A 24,789-nucleotide genomic window follows, 5' to 3' on the forward strand; every position below is an offset into this window, starting at 1 on the left:
TAACTAATATGCGCCAAAGGATTGCATCGGAAAATCGTATACAACGTATCGTTTTGCATATCCACCCTTACCAACCCTTACCACGCGTTTTTGAGGGCGATTCAAGTATCTTTTTTGCTGCCGCGCGGTAGTTCTGGCGCGCCTTTCAATTGTGGCAACAGCTGCGCCATCGACTTTCTTCACGGGTGCTGGTGTTGCCTTCGCAACGAGTTCCTTTGGAGGAAGATAGCTGTCACGTTCTTCCTCGGCATTGGCAGGACAGCCGGCAGAAAGACTCAGCGCGGCCGACAGCATGGCAGCTTTCAGACAAACGGAACGCATGACACCTCGCACCTGCTTTCCAGGAGGCCGATCCGACCGGCTTGGGCTCGTCACGATAACCGCCTGGCACAGCAACACCTTGATTTTAAGGGAGCTTTGAATTCGACATTTGAGCGAGAATTCGCGGGAACCGGAACTCAAATGTCAAATTCGCTCCGCTGGTGCGGATAATTTGAAGGCTTCCCGGCCCTTCGGCACGTTCAATCCGAGGCCGCGGTTAGTTTTGAATCAAGAGGTATGAAGCAATTCGCCGCATGCTTGGGCGGCGCGGCAGACCGCCGCAGCGAGAGCGCCCGGCAAGGGGGCGTCCGCGCCCCTACCCCGAAGGCGCCGCTACCCCCAGAGAGCGGAAGGCAGTGCGCCGATGACGCTGCCTTCAAAGGCAAGGCCGGGGTCGCGATCCCGCGCCAGTAGCAGCGGGCCATCGAGGTCCACATAGTCGGCGCCGTTGGCGAGCAACAGCGCGGGCGCCATCGCAAGCGACGTGCCGACCATGCAGCCGACCATGATTGACAGTCCCAGCCCGAGCGCCTCACGCTTGAGTTCCAGCGCAGCGGTAAGCCCGCCCGTCTTGTCCAGCTTGATGTTGATCGCCTGATATCGCGTCGCGATCTGGCCGAGGTCCGCGGCTGTGTGGATACTTTCGTCGGCGCAGAAACGGATGGAGCCCCGCTCTTCGTCCGCGACATCGGCGAGGCGGGCGTCCGCTCCGGCCGGAAGCGGCTGCTCCACGAGCGAGACTGCGGCGGCGCGGCAGGCCGCCAGATTTTCCGCGAACACCGCGTCGTTCCATGCCTCGTTGGCATCCGCGATAAGCGCGGCGTCCGGCGCGCCTCTGCGAACGGCGGCGATGCGCTCCGCGTCACCCGCTCCACCGAGCTTGACCTTGAGAAGCGGGCGGTGTCCGGCCGCGCGCGCAGCCTCCTCCATCGAGGCAGGATCGCCGAGGCTCAGCGTATAGGCGGTGGTGGCGGGTTGAGGCGCGGCAATGCCCGCAAGATCCCAGACACGCTTGCCCGCAAGCTTCGCTTCCAGATCCCACAGCGCACAGTCGAGCGCGTTTCGCGCCGCACCGCCCGGGAGCAGGGTCAGAAGCTCCGCTCGTGTCACCCCGCCCGCGATCGCTTCGCCGAGGCTTTCGATTTTCGCGGCGACGCCCTCGACGGTTTCGCCGTAGCGCGGATAAGGCACGCATTCGCCCCGCCCATGCACGCCGCCGTCCTCGACGATGGCGACCACGACGCGCGCTTCCGTGCGACTGCCGCGTGAGATCGTGAACGCCCCCGCGATGGGCCAGCTTTCGATGGCGACGGAGAGCCTGCGCATCGCTCAGCTGACCTTGACCGCGCCGCGTGTCAACGGAAAGTCCGCAGCGATACGATCAACGATAGGACCGACGCCGAAGCGGATCGGGTCGGTCGCCGGAAGGAAATGCTCGTCCTGCAACCGCTTGAGGGTTTCGGTCGCGGTTTTTTCGTCGAGCGCCTGCGTGTTGACGGAAATGCCGATGGGCCGGATCCCGGGATTGGTGAGCGCCCCGAGCCGAACCGTCATGTCGATCACCTCGCGGATCGTCGGCAGCGGATGAGCGACGCCGCGCATGGTCCTCCGCGTCGGCTCATGACAGACGACGAACGCATCGGCCTGCGCTCCGTGCAAAAGGCCGAGCGACACGCCCGCAAAGGACGGATGGAACAGCGAACCCTGCCCTTCGATCAAGTCCCAATGGCTGATATCGGCGGCGGGCGAAATCCATTCCACGGCGCCCGAAATGAAATCGGCGACCACCGCGTCGATGGCGACACCGCGCCCCGAGATGAAGACGCCCGTCTGCCCCGTCGCCTTGAAGTCGGCGTCGAAGCCCCGCGCGCGCATTTCCTTTTCGAGCGCCAGCGCGGCATATTTCTTGCCGACCGAGCAATCGGTTCCGACAGTGAGAAGCCGCATGCCCGAGCGCTTGGTGCCCTTGCCGACGGCGAAACGCTGATCCGAATGGCGCACATCGAACAGCTCGCGGCCGCATTCGCGCGCGGTATCCGCAATCGCCGGGATGGACGACAGCCGCACATGCAGCCCGCTCGCCACATCGAGCCCTGCCGCAAGCGCCTCCTGAATGACGCCGATCCAGTGATCCGGCAGCACGCCGCCCGCGTTCACAACGCCCACGATCAGCGTCCTGGCGCCCTCATCGGCCGCCTGCTGAATGGTCTTGTCGGGGAGGCCGGTGTCGGCCTTGCAGCCCGGAAGACGGAGCTGGCCGAGGCACCAGTCGCGTCGCCAGTCCACGATGCCTTGCGCGGTCTTGGCAGAAAGCTGATCGGGAACGTCACCCAGAAAAAGCAGATAGGGATGGCGAATGAGCATGGAGCCCCCTGAGAAAATTCGATGCGGGATCATAGTCCTTTTGTACGATGAGTGCCAAGCGGCACGATAGGCGCCGGGGTGCGCCGGGCTTGATCCGTCGTCTCGCAGCACTTGGTGCGCGCGCACGAGCGTTCAAGGCGCGGATAATGCAGGCGCGCCATTCGACATGCCCGTCAAAAAGAACCGGAGCACCGAACGGTGCCCCGGCTTATCGAGCGTTCTTACAATTTTCGCGACGGCGCGTTTCTTAGAACTTCACCGTGACGGATGCGTTGAACGAGCGGCCCACGCCCGCCACCGCGCCGCCGTCCACGAGGTCCACCCCGCCGAGTGGCTGGTAATAGAGCTTGTCGAACACGTTCTCGGCGGCGAGGTCGAAGCGCACATTGCCCCAGAGATAGCTCGTGCGCAGGTTCAGGAGCGCATAGCCCGGCGTCTCAAGCTCGTTGCGGAGGGACTGTACCTTGTCCTTCGCCGCGACGAGTTGCAGTTCCGCCGTGTTCGACCAGTTGCCGAGGCTATGCGTGAGCGCGGCCTTCGCGTTGAGCGGCTGAATGCGATAGAGGTTCACGCCATCGGTGCGCTCGCCTTCCACCCAGCCGATGAGTCCGTTCACGCCGAAGCGGCCATAGCTTTCGCTCGACCACAGCGGAGCCTTGCCGGAGACGTTCACGCCGTAGAGTTCCGCATCGTGGTTGGCGAATTTAAGCTGCGTGAACATCATATTGCCGGTGTCGTCCACATCGATGAAGTTCTCGACGTAGGAGTAATAAGGCGTGACCTTGACTTCGTACTCACCGGCCGAACCCGCGCGCCAGGCTGCCGTAGCGCTGATCGTGTGGGCGACCTCGGGCTTGAGATCGAGATTGCCGACATAGCCGTTGCCGTCGCCGAACCAGTTGACCATCATGCTCGACATCATGCCCGTGCCCCATGCGTAGCGCTCGTAGAGATTAGGCGAACGGGTCTTCCGAGCGTAGCCGAATTCGTAGGTGCTCGACGTGTTCGGCTCGTAGCGGGCAAGCGCCGTCAGGTCGAAGTTGACGTCGGTACGGGCGTGGTCGCGCGCATTGAAAGCCGTCGCTGCGGCGATGTCGGAACTCTGCATCATCGACGTCCAGCTATAGGGCTGCACGTTGCCGGTATCCATCCAGACGATGTCGTTGCGAGCGCCGAGGAGAGTGCTCCACGATGGCGTCCATTTGCGCTCCCATTCCGCGAAGGTACCGACGCGGTTTCGTTCACCGCCGTTGATGTTCCAGTAGGTGTCTGGGCCCATCATCATGCTGCCCGCGACCGGCGGCCACCAGTCGTCGAGAGTCTGGCCATGAAATTCGTTGCCGATGCGTACCTTGTCGCGCGGGGAGGTCAGGATTTCGGCCTTCACCGAATAGCCGAAGTCTTCGCCGCGCGTGTACATGGGCATGCCCTCGTTGGGGCCGGCGTCCTTCCCGCCGTTCTTGTCGGCAAGGAAATTCATGTAATGGTCGGTGTGCTGGTAATAGGCGCGCGCATCGAGAGTTCCCCAGCCGTAATGCTGCAAGACGCTCGCTTTCACGGACCAGCCTTCGTTGTCCAGCATGTCCATCCACTGGTTCACGAAGCCCTGCTCTGGAATCTTCTGGTAGGTGCCTTCGAGCACGTAGAGGTCGCGGCCGTCGCGCGCGGTGAGCGTGAGCGCGTGGTTGCCGGCCTCGTACTCGGTGGAGCGGACTTCCTCGCCGCCGCCCCGCTCGTAGTTGTTCGACTTGCTCCACGCACCGTTATACGTGGCGTTCAAGGTCTGGGTCGCCGCCTCGATGCGGGCCGAGCCGCCGAAGCCGTCGCCATTGCTGCGGTAGAATGTCGAAAGTGTCGCCGCTGTCAGCACCTCGCCCGGAACGGTTGCGAAGTTTGCGGGCGCGCGCTCGACCGAGATCGTGCCACCGATCGAGTCGCCGCCTTTGCTCACCGGCGCAAGCGCCGTGTAGACCTCCACCTTGCCGATGCTCGATGGATCGACATAGGACAGCGTCGGGTTCATGCGGTTCGCGCAGGCCGACGTGATGAGCATGCCGTTGAGTTCGGTGCGGATGCGCTCGTCGCCGAGGCCGTTGATGGCGGGAAGGCTGGAGACGCCGCCGCCCGTTGCCACTGCCACGCCGGGCGCGGCCGTCAGAAGCGCGGCCGCGTCACGTTCGCCGGGGCGGGCTTCCGTGAGGGCCGCGCCCGAAATCACCGCCGCAGACAGCGGCTTCGCGAGAGTTTGCGGCTCCGGCTCGGGAAGGTCTTGCGGCGCGGGCTCAGCCGCACGGTTAGCCTCAGTCGAAGACGTTGCTTTCTTCTTTACGGGTTTCTTTGCCTTCTCGGTGCTCACCGTGACGGGCGGCAAGGTGGACGGGCGGTCGCTCGATTGTGCAAGGGCCTGCTCTGCGCACAGCCCTGCGGCAGCGGTGCCAAGCACCGCGATGATGACTTTCGACATGGATATTCCCTCAAGTGCAAGAATTCGCACGCGCGGCGGCCCCCACGGCCGGAATGCGCGTCAGAGCAATCAGACTTGCAGAGAGGGAGGAGCGCGACTTTGCGGCAGCCGGACGTTCGCCGCCGCGTGGGAACCATGAAGGGGAATGGCCGGAAGAACAGCGCCGTAGGCAGGCGGCGGGGGGAAGGGAGGCGCTTCTGCGGGCGGCAGCGCGTGCGCGAACGCGAGGCCAAGACAGACGAGGCAAGACTTTGGCGCGCCGGGCACTTTGTTTCCCTGCCGCTCGCCTGCGCTATCGTCTTCAGCGCCGGAGCGACACACCGCATGTTCGTCGTAGGCCTCGGCAGCCGCCAGCCTTTCCGCCGCCGCAACCGTCTCGCCGAAGACGACGAGATGGTGGCGCGCAAGCGTACCGGCATGCAGCAGCACGCCGATAATGGCTAACGAGCAAATCCAATGCCTTGAGCGCATGTCCCCACCGTGCCCAATTCGCTGGGGAAACGTTATCGATTTCGGAAGTTACAGTGCAAAGGAATAAGGCAATGCTCAATGTGCGACCGAATATCGCACATTGAGCATAATCTTAGAATAAGAATAGATTTATTTCACGTGATGCTGCCAGGTCTTCAAAACTTCGTCAACGGCGGGCGATGAAAGATCCAGCGTTACGGCAAAAACACGGGCGTCATCCGGGTCTCTCGCGATATGAAAACCTAATTCCTGGCACATCTGGAGCATTCCCGTATTTTCTTCCAACACGCTTCCGTAAAGCTGCTTCAGCCCTTCCTCGCGCGCATAACCGATGAGTTGGCGCATCAGTACCCAGCCGAGCCCGCGCCCCTTGAGATCGGATCGGATCAGAACGGCGTATTCGCCTTTCTCGTAATCCGGGTCGGCGAAGAAGCGCGCCACACCCAGCATTTCGGACGGCCCGCCGTTTTCTGCCGGACGCACCGCGATGAAAGCCATCTCGCGCGCGTAGTCGATCTGCGTGAGGCGGGCCAGAAAATGGTGCGAGAACTGCCGCACCGGGCTGAACAGGCGCAGGCGCAAATCCTCGGGCGTCACGTGACTCATGAACGAGGGGTAGAAATGTTCGTCGTCCGGGCGTATCGGGCGAACCGTGACCGGCGAGCCGTCAAGCAGCGTTTCGTGGGCTTCCCACCGCACGGGGTAGGGGCGGATGGCGCACGGCACCGGCTTGTGCTCAGCCGGGTCGACCACCTTGATGCGGGCGTCGAGCGCAATCATGCCCTTGGCGTCGATCAAAAGCGGGTTGATGTCGAGTTCGCGGATGGCGCGATGCTGCACCGCAAGCGACGAAAGCTTCACGAGACACAGCGCCAGCCCGTCGAGATCGACCGGAGGACGATCGCGGAAGCCTTTCAGAAGCTTGTAAATGCGGGTCGATGCGATGAGATCGCGCGCAAGCTTCAGGTCGAGCGGCGTCAGCGACATGGCCGTGTCGCCGATGGCTTCGACGCCCGTTCCACCGGCGCCGAACAGGATCACCGGGCCGAAGGTCGGGTCGGTCGTTATGCCGAGGATGAGTTCGTAGGCGTTCGGGCGGCGCACCATCGGCTGCACGGTCACGCCTTCGAGGATCGCGTCGGGCCTTGCCTCTCCGATGGCCGTCAGCATCTGATGCGTGGCGGTTTCGACCGCTTCGGCGGACATGAGATCGAGACGAACTCCGCCGATGTCGGACTTGTGAGAGAGGTTGCGCGACAAAATCTTTACCACGACCGAAGGCGAACGGCGCAGAAGCTCGGCCGCCGCCTCGCCCGCTTCTTCAGGCGTCCGCGCGACCCGCGTCGGCACTGTCGGGATGCCGTAGGCAGCAAGCACGGCCTTCGCCTCCGGCTCCGTCATCAGATCGCGCTTTTCAGCGAGCACCTGCGCGATTTCGGCGCTGACGGCGCCCGCGTCGAAAACGAGGTTTTCCGGCAGGGCAGGCGGCGTCTGCATCAGTTCGGTTTGTGCCCGGCGGTAATGGACGAGGTGCATCATGCCGCGAACGGCGGCGACGGGCGTCTCATAAGACGGGATTTTCGCCGCCGCGAACGCGTCGCGGATGCCGGTTTCGTCTTGGCGCGCAAGCCAATTGGCGATAACGGGCTTGTTCCTCCCCTTCGCGCGCATGTCCTGCACCGCCGCGACGACTGCCTTGGCGCCGTCGAGCGACGAGGCGAGAGCCGTCGGGCAGTTGATGACGAGCACGGCATCCGCGGTCGGGTCGGCGAGCACGGCATCGAGGGTCGCGCGGTAGCGTTCAGGCCCGGCATCGCCGATGATGTCGACGGGGTTGCCGTGTGACCAGGTCGGCGGCAGCACCGCGTCCAGCGCATCGACCGTTTCGGGCGCCAGTTGCGCCAGCGCGCCATGGAAATCGGTCAGGCTGTCCACGGCGAGGACGCCCGCGCCGCCGCCATTGGTGACGACTGCCACGCGGTCGCCCGGCATCGCCGGCACATAGGCGAGCATCTCGGCGGCGTCGAACATCGCGTCGAGGTCGGTCACGCGCAGCACACCCGCACGCCGGAGCGCCGCGCCATAGACGTTGTCAGACCCAGCGAGCGCGCCGGTATGCGATGCGGCTGCCTTCGCGCCTTCCGGATGGCGTCCCGCCTTGATGGCGATCACGGGCTTGACGCGCGCGCATCGCCGGGCCGCCGACATGAACTTCCGCGCGTCGCCAACGGATTCGATATAAAGGAACACGGCGCGGCTCGTCGTTTCGCCCGCGAGATAATCGAGCATGTCGCCCAGATCCACGTCCGCCGCGTCGCCGATCGAAACCACATGGCTGAACCCGACGCCTTCGACGGCAGCCCAGTCGAGCATCGCGGTCGTGATCGCGCCCGACTGCGAAACGAGCGCCACGCTGCCCGGCTTGCCGAGCACCTGAGCGAAGCTTGCGTCGAGTCCGAGGCGCGGCACCTGCATTCCGAGGCAATTCGGCCCGATGATGCGCAAGAGATGCGGCCGCGCGGCCTCAAGCATGCGCTTGCGCAGGTCGCCCGAGACGCCCGCCGTGATAACCACCGCCGCGCGGCATCCCTTGCGGCCAAGTTCGTCCACGACGCCCGGCACAGTCTCGGGCGGTGTCGCGATGACGGCAAGGCCCGGCGTAAAAGGAAGCCTGTCGACCGATTTGAAGCACGGCTTTCCGAGGATCTCGTCGCGTTTCGGATTGATGAAGGCGATTTCGCCCTTGAAGCCGCCCTTGAGCAGGTTTTCGGCCACATGCTTCCCTATGGATCCGTGGCGCTCGCTGGCCCCGATGAGGACGACATTGGTGGGATTGAAGAGAAGATCGAGGTTGCGGATAGTCATAAGTGGCACTCCGTCGAGGCTCGGTCAAAAATATACGGCATGACCGAGCAACCGCGAGCATTCATCGAAGGAACCCGCTACAACCCAGCCATCGATCAGGCCCGCCCGCCAGCGCATGCTCGCGAACAGAGCCGGGGGCCCGTTCGCTTGCGCAGGCCGTGACGGTAAAGGACACGTTGCGCGGCGCCGGAGTTGCCCACGCGATTTATCTCATACTTTGGTAAGCGGCGCATATGCCGAACTCGTAACAAAGCGTGGAGAGCCGAGCTGAAACTCGGAAGCCGGGTCATGCGCGAGGATCAACTCGATTCGCGCGTGCAACGCATACGCCACAAAAACGAGGCCGATTTTAAGTCCGCCGCTCTTGTCTTGGGATAGGCGCGAAGCAGGCCGGACGCTCAGAAATGGACGTTATTGACCACCCACGAACCGGCGGCGGCGGTGGCGCCCGCGATGAGGATCGGCGGCAGGGCGCGGACGAAAACCTGAAACAGCGTCATAATCGCCGCGAACGCCTTTTCACCGGCGGCCAGAAGCTCCCGGGCCGCTTTCGAGATGAAATAGAACACGATGGCGGAGCTTCCGAGCAGGATGATTACCTTCGATCCGGGCATGTCACCGAGCCGGTCCCACGGCACGGCCATAATTTGCGTCAGGCACCACTGCCAGGCCGAGCCGGCAACGCGCGCAACCGCATAAACGCTATCCTGGATCAGTTGCAGAATCTGGACGATGACGTGCATAGCTCAAGCTCGGTGTCTCGGCGCTCCGGAAACAATCACGATCATGCGCCAACAAGCATGTGGCGAACTTGCCGCGCTCGCCTTCGCCAAGGCCCGAGACCATCCCGCTACGCTTGCGCGCAATTTACGCAGCCGGAAACCCGCTCCCCGATTTGCGGTTTATCCCGTTATCGAAGCAGGAACGCTGACATCACAAAGAGTTGGCGCGCGCAGGATTTCTTCGAGTCCCGTCTTCACAACCAGCGGGCGGAGGCGCTACCATAGGGACATGGCAATACGACACGGTCACATGGGCTGCTTCAAAAGCCACGGCTACCTCGACGGGCAGCTCCTCGTTGCGATGCCTTCGACGACGGACCCGCGCTTTCATCGATCCGTGATCTACGTCTGCGCTCATTCCGAAGAAGGTGCGATGGGGTTGATCGTCAATCAGCGCGCCTCGCACATCACGATGACGAAGCTGCTTGAACAGCTCGACATCCCCATGAGCTGGTCTCGGCCGACGTCCATTCGCATGGACGCGATGGCCGTGCATCTCGGTGGCCCCATCGACATAAGCCGCGGATTCGTGCTGCACAGCTCGGACTATTTCGTGGCCGATGCAACGCTTCCGATCAACGACGGCGTTTGCCTGACGGCGACGGTCGACATCCTGCGCGCCATCGCCCGAGGGCGCGGGCCGAACAATGCCATCCTGGCGCTCGGTTATGCCGGTTGGGAGCCCGGCCAGCTTGAGCGCGAGATTCAGGAAAACGATTGGCTGAATTGTCCGGCCGACCCGGATATCGTTTTTGCCACCGATCTCGACACGAAATATCATCGTGCGATGGAGAGCATCGGTATCGATCCTTCCCATCTTGTCTGCGCCGCCGGCCGTGCGTAGGGCCGGTTTCGCATTTCGGCCGTTATTCGCGAAAAGCCGCAGCCCCTAAACTTTTTAACCGGTGTGCGCACCGCTTGAAAACGCTCTCGCGGCGAGTTCCCGCACGATAGCAGCGGCGCACGCACCCGTTTCACCGCTCGCGTCGACATGAAGCCAGTCGGCAGGCGCCTCGATCGTTCGCAACTGATGTTCGACCACAGCAATGTCCGCATCGGAAGCATCGCCCTCGCGTGCGACGACGCGCTCGCGGAGAATCTCCGGGCCTGCGTCGAGCCAGACGCCGACGAATCCGGCCCCCGCCCGCTGTGCAACTTCAAGAAGCCGAATGCGCTGGATCGCTTCGGGAAACACCGCGTCCAGGATGACAGAATGCCCGCTGTCGAGCGCAACTTCGGCTTTCTTGATAACGCGGCGATAGACTTCGTCGCGGCTTTCCGGGGTGTATGTCTCGCGCGGCAGGCGATGCGTGAGCTGAACGCCGTGCATGCTCTTGCGTTCGACGTCCGTGCGGATGTGAAGCGCTCCGGGCGCCGCCCCAATGAACGGGGCTGCTTCACGCGCTACCGTCGTCTTCCCCGTGCCGGAGAGGCCACCGATAGCCACGAGCGACGGCTGGCTCGGTGTGATGACGCCGGCGGCAAAGGCGGAATAATCGCGAACCTCGCGCAAAAGGCGGTCGTGGTCGCGGGGCGCGCAAACCGTCAGCGCGTGAATGCCAGTCATCGCGCGGATCGCCGAGCGGAACGACAGGAACAGCGGCAGCAGCGCCAACCCCTTCACTTCGCTGATCGCCGCCATTTCGAGGTAGTGGTTGAGAATGATGTTCGCCTGGAGCTTGAGCCCCCGCTGCCACAGGTCCATCAGCAGGAACGCCAGATCGTAAAGCACGTCGATCGTGGAAAGCCTGTCGTCGAATTCGAGCGCGTCGAACAGCGTCGGCTTTCCGTCCCACAGCACGATGTTCTTGAGATGCAGGTCGCCGTGGCAGCGTCGCACGAAGCCCTCGCGCTGCCGCGCTTCGATAAACGCGAAATTATCGTCGAGTTCGCGTCTCAGCTTCGCGATATAGGGGCAGACATTCACGCCGTGGGATTGCGCCACCGGACCGCAAAGCGCCGCCTCCAGCGTATCGGCAACGCCGAGCAGTGATCGCGCGAAGCCCGAGTTCGTCACAACGGAAGCGTGGCGGTGGAAATGCTCGACGGTGTTGGCGAGATCCACCGAGACCGTGCGGTCAAAACGGCCATCGCGGGCCAGCGCGTCGAGCAGGAGCGTCTGATCGAAGCGGCGCATGACCAGCACCCAGTCGACCGTTTCACCGGGGGCGCCAAGCGCCAGCGCGCCATTCTCGCGCCGTGTCACGGGCTGGATCGACAGATAAAGCTCGGGCGACGCGTGGGAGTTGATGCCGAATTCGCGAGAGATGATGGCATGACGCTTTTCGAGCGTCGAAAAGTCGAGATAGGGAAGCTTGACCGCGCGTTTGAGCTTGTAAGCACGATCCCCCGCCAGAAAGACAATGGCGCCGTGCGTCTCGATACGCTCAACCTCGGAAACGCCGTAGGTTTCGGGCTCGGAGAGAAAGGCTATCACGGCTGCCTGTCCGGCGCTTCCCGCGTTGCCGTTGTGCGTGGAGTTCGACAAGGAAGAGCGGCTCCCTTTCATTCACTCCGGCCATCATCTTCGCGTTCACGCGCGGGCGCAACGGGAATTGCTCGGCGGATGCGCGGCGTTTTGCGTTCGGTCGCCCGGCGGCTCCGGCTCGCCATTGGCAAAAGAGAAAGGCCCCCGCCGAAGGGGGCCTTCAGTTTGACGGTACCGTCCCAGCCTACTTGAGCGGCGTGTACACCGGAGCGCTGCCGAACTTGTAGTTGACGCCGAGCTTGACGGTGTCGATTGTCAGGTCGTTGTTGAACAGCTTCCACGAGTTGGCTGCCCAATCCGTATCGCCCCAGTTCCACCGGTTGTTGTCGAGTTCGAAGTTGTAGTGAAGGTATTCCACCTTGACCGACCAGTTCGGGTTCAGGAGGAACTCGAGACCGCCACCGACCGTCCAACCGGTGAGGGTGTCGTCAAAGGTCCGGCTGATCCCGTAAGTATCGCCCGTGTTGTTGTCGTAAGCTGCCACACTGACCTTCAGCTCAGGCTGGATCCACGCAAAACCGCCCTTTGCATAGAGGAGGGTATTGCCCCAAGCGTAGCCGAGACGGCCCGTGACGTCGCCGTAGAAGCCGCCTTCAGACTTCACCCGAACGGCGAAGACGTCCTGAAGGTCTGCGTCGCTACCATATGTCGTGTTACCGAAGAAGGTCTTCTCGTTTTCGCCGCCGAGACCGCCGATGTCGACTTCGATACCGAAGACGAAGTTGCCGCCCGTCTGCCAGTTATAGCCGAACTGGCCGCCGCCGAAGGCGTTCTGGTCATTCAGGTTATTGCCGCCAAATGGCGACTGACCATAATAGGTCACATGATTTTCGTCTTTCCAATGATAGCCGTCATAGTAGGTGTTCTTGTTCGTGTCGATCTGCGACCAGGCAGCGCCGAGATGACCACCGAAGTAGAAGCCGGTCCATGTCGGAGGAACGACCACGATCGGAGCGTCCTTGGTGCTCGGAGTATAGATATCGGCAGCATTGGCTTGGGCAGCGATTGAAAGCGTGCCGAGGGCCACAGTGCTGACCAGTGCAAATTTCGTGAGAGTCATGTCTCTCCTCATTTCCCCGCGAGTTGTGACGATGTGTGTACTCAACTGACAATTGTGATCGCATGGCGTTTTTCTAAACTCAAGATTGTCAGATTAGGCAAGTACACTTTTTCACGGCAACGGAGGTGCGCGCGGAAAGAAAAATGAATTATTTCAATGATTTGACGTTTGGTGTGGCAAAAATCTGTTGAAAAACGGCAACAGTATTACCTGCAACCAGTATAGTATATAGGTTGTAATACTGCTGAAATTCGGGCGCAGCGGCAGATTTCGCAACGAATCGCTCCTGATATTCGAGTCGTTCGGCGCCAGGTTTCCGAGAGAAGAGATTCGTTTGTTCGGCCGGGGTTTTCGGTAAAGCACGGGCGCACATCGCCACCTCATTCAGGCGATAACGCCGGAGGCGGACGTCAGCCTGCCGTCAGATCGCTTTCCGGAATGAACCCACGCTCGCAAGCGCGGGAGGTATCCGCTTTCGATCAAATCAAAAGCGCGCTCTATCTTGTTGTTTGTCGTGTCGGGAAGCGGCTTCACGCCTTTCCGGGCGCGCGATGGCCCGCCCCGGCGATTCTCACCGTGGCTCTGGCGAGATCGCGCACCGGTGCGGCCGCGAAACGTCGCCTGCTCTCAGGTTTTCGAGATGGAATTTCGTTTTCAGTAAGCGTTTTCGGTAAAGACCGGGCGCACGTCGCCGCCCCATTCGAGGTGATAGCGCCGGAGCAGAACGTCAGCCTGCGTAAGGCCGCTTTCCAGAATGTCGTGCAGCGGCTTCAGGAATGAACTTTCGTCCCTGAACCCATGCTCGCGGGCGCGCGAGGCAAGGCCTGCTTCGGCGATCCTCACCGTTGCGCTGGCCAGATCGCGCACCGTACCGCCGCGGAACGGCGTGGCAAGGCCGAGGCGCGGGACATCGTTGCGAAGCTGCTGACGCTCTTCGGCCGTCCAGTCCTTCACGAGATCCCATGCCGCATCGAGCGCCGCCTGATCGTAGAGGAGGCCAACCCAAAGCGCCGGGAGGACGCAGAGCGTCGCGTGCCACGGGCCGCTGTCGGCGCCGCGCATTTCGAGGAAACGCTTGAGGCGGACCTCGGGAAAGATCGTGGTGAGGTGGTCGGCCCAGTCTTCGATGGTGGGCTTTTCGCCCGGCAATTGCGGCAGCTTCCCTTCAAGGAAGGCGCGGAACGACTGGCCTGTCGCGTCGATATATTTGTGATCGCGCCGCACGAAGTACATCGGCACGTCGAGCGCGTAATCGACATAGCGCTCGTAGCCCATGCCGTCCTCGAAAGCGAAGGGCAGCATTCCCGCGCGCGAATTGTCCGTGTCGAGCCAGACCGCGCTGCGGAAGCTCAGATAGCCGTTGGGCTTGCCTTCGGTGAACGGTGAATTGGCGAAGAGCGCCGTCGCGATAGGCTGAAGCGCGAGCGAGACGCGCATCTTCTTGACCATGTCCGCCTCGCTCGCAAAGTCGAGATTCACCTGCACGGTGGCGGTGCGATACATCATGTCGAGGCCGTAAGCGCCGACCTTCGGCATGTATTCGGTCATGATCTTGTAACGGCTCTTCGGCATGCGTGGCGTTTCGGCGATGGTCCACACCGGCGAAAATCCGAGCGCAAGGAAGGAAATGCCGAGCGGATCGGCGATCTGCTGAACCTGATCGAGATGTCGGCCGACTTCCTCGCAGGTTTCGAACAGCGTCTTGAGCGGCGCGCCGGAAAGCTCGAACTGTCCGCCCGGTTCGAGCGTGATGGAGCCGCCGGAACTGTCGGCTGGCGCGTCGAGGGCGATCACCTTGTCGAGATCGTAGACCGGCTTCCACCCGAAACGCTCCGCAAGGCCGTGAAGCAGCGCCGAAATCCCCGCGTCGCCTTCGTAGGGCACGGGCCGCAGCGTGTCGCGATAGAAGGGAATCTTCTCGTGCTCCGAGCCGATGCGCCAGTGCGACTTCGGCTTTTCGCCCTTGGAAATCTCCGCCACCAGATCGTCGCGGCTTTCGATCAAAGGCGCTTTATCGCTGTTCGCTAACATGAGAGGCCTGCCTGTCGCCGCCTGAGTGCGGGGGTTCGGCGACACTATAGTGAAATGTAAGACGGTTTTTCAACGCCGCCAGTCTCCCACGGTCGCGTTAAGCAATGCGAGCACGGCGACGGCAGCCGTGTCCGCACGCATGATGCGCGGTCCGAGCGAAATCGGGCAAACAAAACTCCGGGAAAGGAGATCGGCGCGCTCATTTTCCGAAAAGCCGCCTTCCGGCCCGATGAGCGCCGTGACTTGCCCTCCCGAAAGCCCCGCCAGCGCTTCGAGCGGCGAGGCGACCGTCGCGCGCTCGTCGCAAAAGACCAGCACGCGGGTCTTGTCGAACGCCTTAAGGAAGGCCGCGAGCTTCACTGGCTGCCGGATCTCAGGCAGGGTGAGCACGCCGCATTGTTCCGCCGCCTCGATGGCATTCGCCTTCATGCGGTCGGCGCCGATGCGAGGCACCGCGGTGTGCTGGGTTACGACCGGTTGCAGCAGCGACGCGCCCATCTCCACGGCCTTTTGCACCATGTAATCGAGCCGCGCCTGTTTCAGCGGCGCAAACGCATAATGGATGCCGGTTGGCGCGGTTTGTTCGCGCACCTTCTCCGTGAGGCGAATCGAGCAGGCGCTTTTCCTTGCCTTGACGATCCTGGCAAGCCATTCTCCGCTCGTGCCGTCGAACGCCAGAAGCTCCGCGCCTTCCGACAGTCGCAAGACATGCAGCAGGTAGTGAGCCTGCGCGGGATCGAGCGCGATCTCTCCGTCGGGATCGAGTTTATTTGCGACAAAAATCCGTTGCATGGCCATGGCGTCAAAACGTGCTGGGTGGGTATTGTGCAGGACAATGGCTGAAACTTAGCATAGGATTTGCCGCGATATCGCGCGACGGAGAAAAATCGGCTGGGAACGAGGATTCGATGCCAACGACATGGCCTGAAACGGGAACCAAGGCGAGCGCGCAGGGCGCAGCACCCGCCGAGATAATCCCTGACGCGCCGCACCGCAATATCGTGGACCGTCTGGCGCCCGAAAGCCTGAAGCCCTGGCTACGGCTCATGCGGGCGGACCGGCCAGTCGGCGCGTGGCTTTTGATGTGGCCATGCTGGTGGTCGGTGGCTCTGGCGGCCCGTTATCTCAACGACTTCAAGGACGTCGCATCGACGCTTCCTTATGTGTGGCTCCTTGCACTTTTCGCCATCGGTTCGTTCGCCATGCGAAGCGCCGGCTGCGTCTATAATGACATCCTCGACCGCGATATCGACGCGAGGGTCGCGCGCACGCAAAGCAGGCCCCTTGCGAGCGGACGCATCTCCGTCAAGGCCGCGTTCGCGCTGATCGTGGCGCTCTGCCTTGTCGGGCTCGCAGTGCTGATCCAGTTCAACGCCTTCGCCATCGCGCTCGGTTTCGCGTCGGTCGGCATCGTCCTCGTCTATCCGCTGATGAAACGCGTTACCTTCTGGCCGCAGGCGGTGCTGGGCCTCGCATTCTCCTGGGGCGCGCTCATGGGCTGGGCGGCCATCTTCGGCTCGCTCGGTGTAGCCCCGATCCTGCTCTATGTCGCGGCTGTGGCGTGGACCATCGGTTACGACACCATCTACGCGCATCAGGACAAGGAAGATGACGCCGTCATCGGACTGAAATCCACGGCGCTGCGCTTCGGGAAGAATACGCCCGCGTGGCTCTCGCTCTTCTATGGCATCACCATCGTCGGCATCACGCTCGCGGGCGCCATCATCGGCGCGGGCTATGTCTTCTATGCCGGCATGGCTCTCGCGGCCGGCCATCTCGTTTGGCAGATCGCGACGCTCGACATGGACGACGGGCAGAATTGCCTCGACCGTTTCCGGAGCAACCATCTGTTTGGCGCGATCGTCTTTCTCGCCCTGATCCTCGACATGATCCCGCTCCCGGTTTGACGCACATGACGGATGACCTCGCACGGGATTTCGAGCTGGTCCGCGAGACCGCGCGCGAAGCTGGCGAGCTTGCGCTGTCCTATTGGGGGCGGGGCATTCGCCAGGAAACGAAAGCGGACGGAACTGCGATCACGGAAGCCGACCGCGCGGTCGACGCTCTTTTCGCCGCAAGGCTTCGCGAGGCCCGCCCCGATTACGGCTGGCTGTCCGAGGAAAGCGCCGAGCATGAATCGCGACTTTCGGCGCGGCGCGTGTTCGTTCTCGATCCCATCGACGGCACGCAATCCTTCATACAAGCAAAGGATGACTGGACTGTCGCCTTATCGCTCGTCGAGGACGGCGAAGCGGTTCTCTCGGCGGTCGTCAATCCCGTGCGCGGCGAATTCTATGAGGCGCGCCGCGGCGGCGGCGCCTTCCTGAACGGTCGCCGCATCGCCGTCAGCGCGCGCGACACCCTTTCCGGCGCGACGTTCATCGTCTCGCCCTCGCATCTTAAAAGCAGCCGGTGGACGCGCCCGTGGCCCGCTTTGAAATCGGTCCACATCTGTTCGATGACCTATCGCCTCTGCCTCGTCGCAAGCGGCGTCGGGGATGCGTCCTTCGCGCTGCCGCCCAAATGGGAATGGGACGTGGCGCCCGGTTCGCTGCTTGTCGCCGAGGCTGGCGGCCTCGCCACCGATGCCAGCGGCAGCGCATTCCGCTTCAACAACAGAAGCGCGAAAGTTCCGGGCTATCTTGCGGCCGGGCCATCGCTTTACCCTCTCCTCGCGGAACGCATGGGCGACGCGCTTTAAGCGATCTGCTCAATGGATAAGCAGGGTGAGCCTACGCTTAGGACTTTCACGCCGCGATCCTTTGGGCTAACACCGTCAATGCCTCAGGACACATGTGCAGCGATTGAATGACGTCAGCTTCCCCAAAGCCAGAGAAATTCCTCCGACGGGTGCAGCAATCGGGTCTGTTCATGGACACGATCAGCGGGCTGGCGGCAAGGCACGTCCGCGTGGTGCTTTCCACCTCCAGGATCGTTCGCGATCCCGCTGATACGGACGCGCGCCTTCTGGCGCACCATCCGTCCATCGTCGCCATGTGGCATGGTCAATTCCTCTGCATGCCGCTGATCAAGCCGAAAACGATGCCGGTCAGCAACATGGTCGCCAAGCATGCCGACGGCGAAATGATCGGCCGCACACTTCTGCATTTCGACATGGGGCTGATCCGGGGCGCGGGCGCGGGCGATTCCGGCAAGGATCGCGGCGGCGCGGGCGCGCTTCGGGCCGCGCTCAAGGCGCTGAAAGGCGGCACCACCGTCGCCATGACGACGGACATTCCGCCGGGCCCCGCGCGCGTGGCAGGGCTTGGCATCGTCACCATAGCGCGCATGTCGGGGCGGCCCATTCTGCCAGCCGCCGTGGCCACGGGACGCTTTTTCACGCTGCCGACGTGGAGCCGCATGACGATCAATCTGCCGTTCACGCGGCTTGCGTTGGTCGTCGGCGATCCGATCCATGTGCCACGCGATGCGGACGACGCCGAGCTGGAACGCTACCGTCAGCTCGTGGAAGACGCCATGAACGCCACCACCGTGCGGGCCTATGAACTCGCGGGTGGTGACATCACCCGCACGCTGCCGCAGGAAAAACTGCCGCCGCGCAAATCTGGCTTCCTGCTTTCGGCCTATCGCGGCGCGACATGGGCGGCCCGGCCCGCGGCGATGACAATCCTCAAGCGGCGCGCCGCGCGCGGCAAGGAAGTGCCGGAGCGGCTTGGCGAGCGCCTCGGCATCGCGTCGGAGCCGCGCCCTGAGGGGCCGCTCGCATGGTTCCATGCGGCGAGCGTGGGCGAAACCAATTCCGTGCTTGCGCTCATGGATGAGCTGAAGCGCCGTCACCCCACATTGAACCTGCTCCTGACCACCGTCACCACGACCTCGGCGAAAATCGCGAAGGAGCGCCTTCCCGCTGGGGCTATTCATCAGTTCGTGCCGCTCGACAATCCCGCTTTCTGCAAACGCTTCGTCGAGCACTGGCGGCCGGACCTCGGCCTTTTCGTCGAGTCCGAAATCTGGCCGAACCTGATCGTGGAAGCGAACGGCGCGGGCGTGCCCCTCGCGCTCGTCAACGGGCGCATGTCGCAGCGCTCGACGCAGCGATGGCGGCGGCTATCGAGCCTGAGCCAGCCGGTCTTCTCGCGCTTCGACCTCGTGCTGACGCAAAACCGCAGGATCGCGAAGCGCCTCAAAAGTCTCGGCGCGCGCAAGATCGTCGTGACCGGCAATCTGAAATACGATGCGCCGCCTCCGCCTGTCGACGCCGTGGCGCTGGACGCGCTTCGCAACGCCATAGGCGCGCGCCCGGTCTTCCTCGCCGCGAGCACGCATCCGGGCGAGGATGACATCGTGCTTCGCGCCGCCGAAACGCTGCGCGCGGCCATCCCGTCTCTTCTGACGGTGATCGCGCCGCGCCACCCCGAACGCGGCGCAGACGTTGCGGCCCTCGCAGGCGCGCGGGGCGATGCGGTCGCGCGAAGGTCTGCCGGTGATGCGATCGACGAGGCCACGCGCATCTATGTCGCGGACACGATCGGCGAGCTTGGCCTTTTCTATACGCTCGCGGGGGCCGCTTTCATCGGGGGCTCGCTTGTCGAGCATGGCGGACAAAACCCCATTGAGGCGATCAAGCTCGACGCCGCCATCCTGTCCGGGCCGCACACCTTCAACTTTACCGAAACCTACGAAACGCTCGCCCGCTTCGATGGCGTCTGCCTCGTGCGCGACACAGCCGAACTCGCCGCCGCCGCGCAAGAGGTTTTCGAGGATCGCGAAAAGGCCGCGAAGTTGAAAAGCCACGCTTCCGCCGCCATCGCCACGCTCGGCGGAGCGCTGGAAAAGACGCTCGAAGCGCTTGCACCGTGGCTTCCGCAGGCAGCGCCCGGCGAAGCTGCGCCGCAACCCGAACTCCTTCCGCACGATGCGCCTTGAGCCACCCCGCTGGTGGCATGGCGTCAAGACGCCGTTCGCGGCCTGGGCCCTCTGGCCTGCGGCTGCCGCTTATGGCGGCATCGCCGAGCGCAGGTTTCGCAAGGCGACCCCTTATCAAAGCGCTCTCCCCGTTATCTGCGTCGGCAATTTCACGATGGGCGGCGCGGGCAAGACACCCGTCTCGCTGAAACTCGCCGCTCTGCTTCGGGGGATCGGTCGGCAGCCTGCCTTTCTCACGCGCGGCTACGGAGGCAGCGAGCGCGGGCCTTATCTTGTCGACGGTGAGGAAGACAACGCGGAGCGGGTTGGGGACGAGCCGCTCCTGCTGGCCCGCAACGCGCCGACAGTCGTGAGCCGGGACCGGCAAGCGGGCGCCCGGTTCATCGAGGCGATGGGCGGCGGCCGGAGCGAGCCCTTGCCGGCGGCTTCTGACGGATCGACCGCACCCGCTTTCATGGATGGGGACGCCCTGACGGCGGTGGCAAGCGCGACGCCACGATGCGAGCCACCCGGCAAAACCGCGCCCGACCTCATCATCATGGATGACGGGTTTCAGAACCCGTCCCTCGCCAAGGATTTCTGCCTCGTGGTGGTGGATGGCGGCGCGGGCATCGGCAACGCGCGCGTGTTTCCGATGGGTCCGCTCCGCGCGCCGCTCGACGCCCAACTCGCTCGCGCCGATGCCATCGTCGTTCTCGGCGCAGGCGCGGCCGCTGCTCCTTTTCCGGGCGACGAGAGGCTTATGCGCGCGGACAAGCCGCTCTTTCGCGCGGAGATCGTGCCGGTGGTCGACGACGCGCTTCTTTCGCAGCCCGTGCTCGCCTTTTGCGGCATCGGGAGACCCGGCAAATTCTTCACCACGCTGAAAGGCGCGGAAATTGCCGTGGCGGAGGCGCGGGCGTTCCCGGATCATCATCCTTTCACGGAAGGCGATGCGCGTGCGCTGCTTCTTCGATCGCGCGAGTTGGGCGCGCGGCTTCTTACGACCGAGAAGGACAGGGCGCGGCTGAAAGGCGGTTCCGGCGCGGTTGCAGAACTTCGTGACGCCGCGGCGGTCCTTCCAATCGACCTGCGGTTTCGCGCGGAAGACCAGGCCGCGTTGATGACAGCCGTCGCTGCACGTTTGCGGTAGAAAGCTCAAGCGGGTTCGGAAAGTGCGAAGCGGATCGGCCTGTCCGGGGCAATCGAGTCCGATTTAACGCAGGCCGATCTAAAGGCCCGCGCCGCGGCGCTTCAGCATCGCCTCGACCGACGGCGGCAAGGGCACATCCGGCGGGCATGTTTCGTCGGTCGCTGCCGTGGCGCGCGTATCGAGTGAAACGACGCCTGCCCAGATGGGCAGCGCCATGTCTGCCTCGTCATCTTTCGGCGGCGCGTTGCGGTGCTTGAGCGAGGCGGCCTCCACGGTCACGCGCAGGACGGCTGTGGCGCGCAATTCCTTTTCGAGCATCGGGCGGACTTCGGCCCAGCGCCCCGGAAAGGCGTGGTCGGTGATGGCCGCGAGCGCGCGCGAAGCTTCCGAGGCGTCGGTCACGAGGTCGGCGCGGCCATGCAGAACCACGGAGCGGAAATTCGCCGACATGTGAAACGCGGAGCGCGCCACGACGAGCCCGTCGAGAAGCGTCACCGTGAGGCAAACGGGCGCGCCCTTGCCGAGCTTCTTCGCGATACGCGTGCCATTCGAGCCGTGCAGATAAAGGGTATCGTGAATGCGACCGTAAAACATCGGCACAACGACCGGGCGATCACCGTCGACGAAGCCGACATGGGCCGTCAACCCTTCATCGAGCACGGCGTTTACGGCGTCGCGGTCATAATCCGCGCGATCGCCGCGCCGAATTCTGTTCAGCGGTCCTACAGGCCATGTTTCCGATGCCTCGTCGCTCACCGCATCCCCCGGATGATGTTCTATTCAAGCGGACGCCGTCGCACGCGTCTCAGCGGCTGCGCGCACGTTCCAGATGACGACGCAGCGAGGCCGCCGCGTTGATATACGGCTCCTGATAGGCCACGCTCCAGTATTTCAGGTCTTCGATGCGGATCGGCTCGCCCGTTACCGCGCACTTCACATAGGCGCCGTGCTTCAGCACCTGGAACTCGCCGTCGAGATAGCGGATTTTTGCCTCCTGCCCGAAGGCGAAAGGGCGCTCCATGCGATTCATCTCTGTCGTCCCTAGAGCAGCGTACCCTGCCCGTCCTTGTCTCTGGAAGTCGCGCGCCGCGATGGTTGCGGTTGCGTGGCCGGGCGTCGGCGCGTTGGCGCAGGCTCGGCTCGCGCATCGGCTGCGGCCCCATGAGCCCGAACGTGACCATCCGCGAATTCGATGTCAAGGGCGGCGGCACCGGGCACCGATGCGGCGCGGCGTATCACCCGACCGTCCGCACCCCGCACGAGCGCGAAGCCGCGTTCCAGCACGCTCTTGTGGCCGAGGCTTTGAAGAAGCTGTCCGAGCGCGGCAACACGCTGCCGGTGGCGCTGCGCGAGGTTCGTCACGGCCTGATCGGCGCGGGCGGCAAGCCCAAGCAGCCGCTCGATCCCGCGTTGCGTCGGCGTGGCGAGGAGGCCCGCATTGAGCCGCTCGGCGCGAACGGTCCAGCGCTCGCGTTTGCGGACGATCACATCGCGGAAGGCACGCGCATTGAAGGTGGCGGCGCGGCCCAGACGCTCGCGCGCCTCGACGACAGGCCGCGCGACGAGGCGCTGTGAAAGCCGCACGGCGGAGCGTTCGAAACGTCCGCGCGAGCGCTCCGTGAAATAGATGAGCGCCTGCCCGAGACGCGCGCCCGCCGTGTCGAGGCGCTGGCGCGGCACCTGGAGAAGCGTATGCGGACGCGGGAGGCCGCGTTCCGCGCCGCGAAACTCCGCGCGCATGCGGTCTAGGTTGCGGCGGACGCAGCGCCGCGCGCGCTCGATGCACTCGCCGAGGCGGAGGATGAGATCGGCGTGCTTCGGCACGGCCCACTCGGCGGCCTTCGTCGGCGTCGGCGCGCGGGCGTCGGCGACGAGGTCGATCAGCGTCCAGTCCGTCTCGTGACCGACGGCGGAAATCAGCGGGATCGCGCTTTCGGCGGCGGCGCGCACCACGGCTTCCTCGTTGAAGCCCCAGAGATCTTCGAGGCTGCCGCCACCGCGCGCGACGATAAGCAGATCGGGCCTCGGCAGCGGGCCGAAGCCGTCAAGCGCGTTGAAGCCCCGGATCGCCGCCGAAACCTCCGCGCCGCAGGTTTCGCCCTGAACGCGCACCGGCCAGACGATGACGCGCGTCGGGCAGCGCTCGGTGAAGCCGTGCAGCATGTCGCGGATGACCGCGCCCGTCGGCGACGTCACGATGCCGACCACCTGCGGCCAGAACGGCAGCGGGCGCTTGCGGTCCTCATCGAACAGCCCTTCGGCGGCGAGCTTCTTCTTGCGCTCTTCGAGCAGCGCCATGAGCGCACCCGCGCCCGCCGGTTCCAGCTGTTCGATGACGATCTGATAGCTCGACTTGCCGGGAAATGTGGTCACACGCCCGGTTACGATGACCTCAAGCCCTTCCTCGGGCTTGAACTTGAGGTGATTGAATGTGCCGCGCCAGATCACCGCGTCGATGCGCGCCTTGTCGTCCTTGAGGCAGAGATAGGCGTGGCCGGAGCTGTGCTGCCCGCGGTAGCCGGAGATTTCGCCGCGCAGGCGCACGAGACCATATGCGTCCTCCACCGTGCGCTTGATGGCGAAGGAAAGCTCCGAGACTGTGAATTCCGCGATGTTCGAGAGAAGCTCCGCCTGCATGGGCGATAACATGGACGCCCAGCCACGCGATGTCCAGAGAGGTGGTGGCGGGAGCTGTGGGCGACGGCATGGTTGTGCGGCGCGGCGTTCGGTGGAACAGGCGGTCCCGTCGCCGAAACGGGGCTCGGGTGGCGACGCGGGCGTGTGCCCGCATCGTGCCGTCGCAGATCACCCGGAAACAAAAGGCGGCGCCGCGAGGCGCCGCTTCCGAAGTCCGGATGGGGTCGCGGACTATTTCAGGGGCTCGTAAACGCTACCGCCGAAGACCTTGTAGTCGACGGACACTTTCACAGTGTCAGTCTCGGTCTCGATCTTGGTTTTGGACGGTCCCCATTTCGCGTAAGCGTTGTATGAGAAGGTTTCGTCAGCAGGATCGAACCGAAGGTATTCGGCTCCGACCGAAAACTTTTCGTTGATAGCGTATTTCAAGCCGCCACCATAAACTAGTCCACCGATTGACTGTTCATCGCTGGACGAACGGGCTGCGTAAGTGGTTTTAGCGCAGCCGCTGTACGGGTTTACATTGGGATCAGCGGGGCAATCATAGCGATAAGAGACGTTCGCCCAACCATAGCCGACCGTACCGTAAGGAAGCCACTTGCCGAACGAGTAACCAATTATTGCGCGGACGGTATTAAATCTGTCGATTTTGGCGGTTTGACTGAGTGTGCCGCCGTCATCGACGGTCTTTTCGAGGTTCGCGGCAGAAATGTCGGCAACAACGCCTACAACGATTTTGTCGTACTGATAATTGTAGCCAATCTGACCGCCAACGAAGCCGCCTTCAAGATCGGGGCGCGGCGCACCGCCATTAGCGTGAGATGGCGTCCCGGGAAAATCGATCGAGTTCCAGGCATAGCCGCCATGCGCGCCAACATAGAAGCCGGTCCAGGTCGCGGGCGCTTCGTAAACCGGCGCATCCTTCAGGCTGCCGCCCTTGTAAAGATCGGCCGCGAAAGCCGACGACGAGAGCGCAACGATGCTCGTAGCACCCAACAAAATCTTCTTCATGAAATTTCCCCAAAGCCTATATTGGCACGCACGCCATGCGCGATTCCAAGATTTAGCTTCGGGAAAATCGGGTGATTACTAACCCGCGATTGCAGAACGGGGCCATATAATTCAACTAAAATTTGAGTCAAAAATACCAACATGAATTAGAGTGACTTACGCCGCCGCGTAGGCCGCGCCTATGATGCATTACTGACACACCTTCGATTGATTATTGAAGGTCTTTTGCATGCCAGCAGCCTGGGCATTCCGGCGAGTCCATCTTATTGATTTTAA

20 protein-coding genes are annotated in these 24,789 nt (G+C 63.3%); 5 read left to right on the plus strand and 15 right to left on the minus strand.

Going from position 1 to position 24,789, the window contains the following annotated elements:
- Nucleotides 1-3: 3 nt before the first annotated feature.
- From QM659_RS10665 to QM659_RS10695, 7 genes are all read right to left on the minus strand, one after another.
- Nucleotides 4-294, minus strand: a complete 291-nt coding sequence (locus tag QM659_RS10665; protein ID WP_415188412.1) for a hypothetical protein — start codon at nt 292-294, stop codon at nt 4-6.
- A gap of 360 nt (nt 295-654) precedes the next feature.
- Nucleotides 655-1,647, minus strand: coding sequence for an N-acetyl-D-Glu racemase DgcA (gene dgcA / locus QM659_RS10670; protein WP_415188413.1), 993 nt, complete (start codon nt 1,645-1,647; stop codon nt 655-657).
- A gap of 3 nt (nt 1,648-1,650) precedes the next feature.
- A complete protein-coding gene (dgcN, locus tag QM659_RS10675; protein WP_415188414.1) occupies nt 1,651-2,685 on the minus strand; it encodes an N-acetyltransferase DgcN in 1,035 nt (344 codons plus the stop codon).
- 247 nt (nt 2,686-2,932) lie between these two features.
- Nucleotides 2,933-5,149 (minus strand): TonB-dependent receptor plug domain-containing protein, encoded by a 2,217-nt coding sequence (locus tag QM659_RS10680; RefSeq protein ID WP_415188415.1) that lies wholly within the window; start codon nt 5,147-5,149, stop codon nt 2,933-2,935.
- Between the two features lie 69 nt (nt 5,150-5,218).
- A complete protein-coding gene (locus QM659_RS10685) occupies nt 5,219-5,620 on the minus strand; it encodes a DUF2946 family protein (RefSeq protein ID WP_415188416.1) in 402 nt (133 codons plus the stop codon).
- Between the two features lie 129 nt (nt 5,621-5,749).
- A complete protein-coding gene (locus tag QM659_RS10690; RefSeq protein WP_415188417.1) occupies nt 5,750-8,485 on the minus strand; it encodes a bifunctional acetate--CoA ligase family protein/GNAT family N-acetyltransferase in 2,736 nt (911 codons plus the stop codon).
- A 398-nt stretch (nt 8,486-8,883) separates the two neighbouring features.
- On the minus strand, nt 8,884-9,228 hold the full coding sequence (locus QM659_RS10695) for a hypothetical protein (protein WP_127078477.1): 345 nt from the start codon (nt 9,226-9,228) through the stop codon (nt 8,884-8,886).
- Between the two features lie 268 nt (nt 9,229-9,496).
- Between QM659_RS10695 and QM659_RS10700 the strand changes: the two genes are divergently transcribed.
- Nucleotides 9,497-10,111 carry a YqgE/AlgH family protein gene (locus QM659_RS10700; protein ID WP_127078475.1) on the plus strand — a complete coding sequence of 205 codons (615 nt, stop codon included), beginning with the start codon at nt 9,497-9,499 and terminating at the stop codon, nt 10,109-10,111.
- 54 nt (nt 10,112-10,165) lie between these two features.
- Here the strand turns inward: QM659_RS10700 and QM659_RS10705 are convergent, their stop codons facing one another.
- The 4 genes from QM659_RS10705 to QM659_RS10720 all read right to left on the minus strand — a co-directional run bounded on the left by QM659_RS10705 (nt 10,166) and on the right by QM659_RS10720 (nt 15,638).
- On the minus strand, nt 10,166-11,755 hold the full coding sequence (locus tag QM659_RS10705) for an AAA family ATPase (protein WP_415188418.1): 1,590 nt from the start codon (nt 11,753-11,755) through the stop codon (nt 10,166-10,168).
- A gap of 184 nt (nt 11,756-11,939) precedes the next feature.
- Nucleotides 11,940-12,815, minus strand: a complete 876-nt coding sequence (locus QM659_RS10710; RefSeq protein ID WP_415188419.1) for an outer membrane protein — start codon at nt 12,813-12,815, stop codon at nt 11,940-11,942.
- A gap of 654 nt (nt 12,816-13,469) precedes the next feature.
- Nucleotides 13,470-14,846, minus strand: coding sequence for a glutamate--cysteine ligase (locus tag QM659_RS10715; protein WP_415188420.1), 1,377 nt, complete (start codon nt 14,844-14,846; stop codon nt 13,470-13,472).
- 69 nt (nt 14,847-14,915) lie between these two features.
- Nucleotides 14,916-15,638, minus strand: a complete 723-nt coding sequence (locus QM659_RS10720) for a 16S rRNA (uracil(1498)-N(3))-methyltransferase (RefSeq protein WP_415188421.1) — start codon at nt 15,636-15,638, stop codon at nt 14,916-14,918.
- A 116-nt stretch (nt 15,639-15,754) separates the two neighbouring features.
- On the opposite strand from QM659_RS10720, the gene ubiA reads away from it, so the two are divergent.
- From ubiA to lpxK, 4 genes are all read left to right on the plus strand, one after another.
- Nucleotides 15,755-16,753: a 4-hydroxybenzoate octaprenyltransferase gene (gene ubiA / locus QM659_RS10725; RefSeq protein ID WP_415188422.1), complete on the plus strand. Its 999-nt coding sequence runs from the start codon at nt 15,755-15,757 to the stop codon at nt 16,751-16,753.
- 5 nt (nt 16,754-16,758) lie between these two features.
- Nucleotides 16,759-17,547, plus strand: coding sequence for a 3'(2'),5'-bisphosphate nucleotidase CysQ (locus QM659_RS10730; protein ID WP_415188423.1), 789 nt, complete (start codon nt 16,759-16,761; stop codon nt 17,545-17,547).
- 170 nt (nt 17,548-17,717) lie between these two features.
- Nucleotides 17,718-19,733, plus strand: a complete 2,016-nt coding sequence (locus QM659_RS10735; RefSeq protein WP_415188424.1) for a glycosyltransferase N-terminal domain-containing protein — start codon at nt 17,718-17,720, stop codon at nt 19,731-19,733.
- A complete protein-coding gene (gene lpxK, locus QM659_RS10740; protein ID WP_415188425.1) occupies nt 19,723-20,865 on the plus strand; it encodes a tetraacyldisaccharide 4'-kinase in 1,143 nt (380 codons plus the stop codon). Before QM659_RS10735 ends, lpxK begins: the two co-directional genes overlap by 11 nt.
- Nucleotides 20,866-20,943: 78 nt before the next feature.
- On the opposite strand, the gene QM659_RS10745 is transcribed toward lpxK, so the two are convergent.
- From QM659_RS10745 to QM659_RS10760, 4 genes are all read right to left on the minus strand, one after another.
- On the minus strand, nt 20,944-21,621 hold the full coding sequence (locus QM659_RS10745) for a pyridoxamine 5'-phosphate oxidase family protein (protein ID WP_415188426.1): 678 nt from the start codon (nt 21,619-21,621) through the stop codon (nt 20,944-20,946).
- 49 nt (nt 21,622-21,670) lie between these two features.
- Complete coding sequence (locus QM659_RS10750) at nt 21,671-21,895, minus strand: DUF2093 domain-containing protein (RefSeq protein WP_127078456.1); 225 nt, start codon at nt 21,893-21,895, stop codon at nt 21,671-21,673.
- Nucleotides 21,896-21,906: 11 nt separating this feature from the next.
- Nucleotides 21,907-23,514 carry an exodeoxyribonuclease VII large subunit gene (gene xseA / locus QM659_RS10755; protein ID WP_415188427.1) on the minus strand — a complete coding sequence of 536 codons (1,608 nt, stop codon included), beginning with the start codon at nt 23,512-23,514 and terminating at the stop codon, nt 21,907-21,909.
- Between the two features lie 219 nt (nt 23,515-23,733).
- Nucleotides 23,734-24,513: an outer membrane protein gene (locus tag QM659_RS10760; RefSeq protein ID WP_415188428.1), complete on the minus strand. Its 780-nt coding sequence runs from the start codon at nt 24,511-24,513 to the stop codon at nt 23,734-23,736.
- Nucleotides 24,514-24,789 lie beyond the last annotated feature (276 nt).

The organism is Rhodomicrobium sp. (assembly GCF_047605405.1).
GTDB lineage: Bacteria > Pseudomonadota > Alphaproteobacteria > Rhizobiales > Rhodomicrobiaceae > Rhodomicrobium > Rhodomicrobium lacus.

Excerpts from the sequence above, each read along its gene's own strand:
- QM659_RS10665 (WP_415188412.1), bottom strand. The coding sequence starts at position 294 with ATGCTGTCGGCCGCGCTGAGTCTTTCTGCCGGCTGTCCTGCCAATGCC.
- dgcA (WP_415188413.1), bottom strand. The coding sequence starts at position 1,647 with ATGCGCAGGCTCTCCGTCGCCATCGAAAGCTGGCCCATCGCGGGGGCG.
- dgcN (WP_415188414.1), bottom strand. The coding sequence starts at position 2,685 with ATGCTCATTCGCCATCCCTATCTGCTTTTTCTGGGTGACGTTCCCGAT.
- QM659_RS10680 (WP_415188415.1), bottom strand. The coding sequence starts at position 5,149 with ATGTCGAAAGTCATCATCGCGGTGCTTGGCACCGCTGCCGCAGGGCTG.
- QM659_RS10685 (WP_415188416.1), bottom strand. The coding sequence starts at position 5,620 with ATGCGCTCAAGGCATTGGATTTGCTCGTTAGCCATTATCGGCGTGCTG.
- QM659_RS10690 (WP_415188417.1), bottom strand. The coding sequence starts at position 8,485 with ATGACTATCCGCAACCTCGATCTTCTCTTCAATCCCACCAATGTCGTC.
- QM659_RS10695 (WP_127078477.1), bottom strand. The coding sequence starts at position 9,228 with ATGCACGTCATCGTCCAGATTCTGCAACTGATCCAGGATAGCGTTTAT.
- QM659_RS10700 (WP_127078475.1), top strand. The coding sequence starts at position 9,497 with ATGGCAATACGACACGGTCACATGGGCTGCTTCAAAAGCCACGGCTAC.
- QM659_RS10710 (WP_415188419.1), bottom strand. The coding sequence starts at position 12,815 with ATGACTCTCACGAAATTTGCACTGGTCAGCACTGTGGCCCTCGGCACG.
- QM659_RS10715 (WP_415188420.1), bottom strand. The coding sequence starts at position 14,846 with ATGTTAGCGAACAGCGATAAAGCGCCTTTGATCGAAAGCCGCGACGAT.
- QM659_RS10720 (WP_415188421.1), bottom strand. The coding sequence starts at position 15,638 with ATGCAACGGATTTTTGTCGCAAATAAACTCGATCCCGACGGAGAGATC.
- ubiA (WP_415188422.1), top strand. The coding sequence starts at position 15,755 with ATGCCAACGACATGGCCTGAAACGGGAACCAAGGCGAGCGCGCAGGGC.
- QM659_RS10730 (WP_415188423.1), top strand. The coding sequence starts at position 16,759 with ATGACGGATGACCTCGCACGGGATTTCGAGCTGGTCCGCGAGACCGCG.
- QM659_RS10735 (WP_415188424.1), top strand. The coding sequence starts at position 17,718 with ATGGACACGATCAGCGGGCTGGCGGCAAGGCACGTCCGCGTGGTGCTT.
- lpxK (WP_415188425.1), top strand. The coding sequence starts at position 19,723 with ATGCGCCTTGAGCCACCCCGCTGGTGGCATGGCGTCAAGACGCCGTTC.
- QM659_RS10750 (WP_127078456.1), bottom strand. The coding sequence starts at position 21,895 with ATGAATCGCATGGAGCGCCCTTTCGCCTTCGGGCAGGAGGCAAAAATC.
- xseA (WP_415188427.1), bottom strand. The coding sequence starts at position 23,514 with ATGTTATCGCCCATGCAGGCGGAGCTTCTCTCGAACATCGCGGAATTC.
- QM659_RS10760 (WP_415188428.1), bottom strand. The coding sequence starts at position 24,513 with ATGAAGAAGATTTTGTTGGGTGCTACGAGCATCGTTGCGCTCTCGTCG.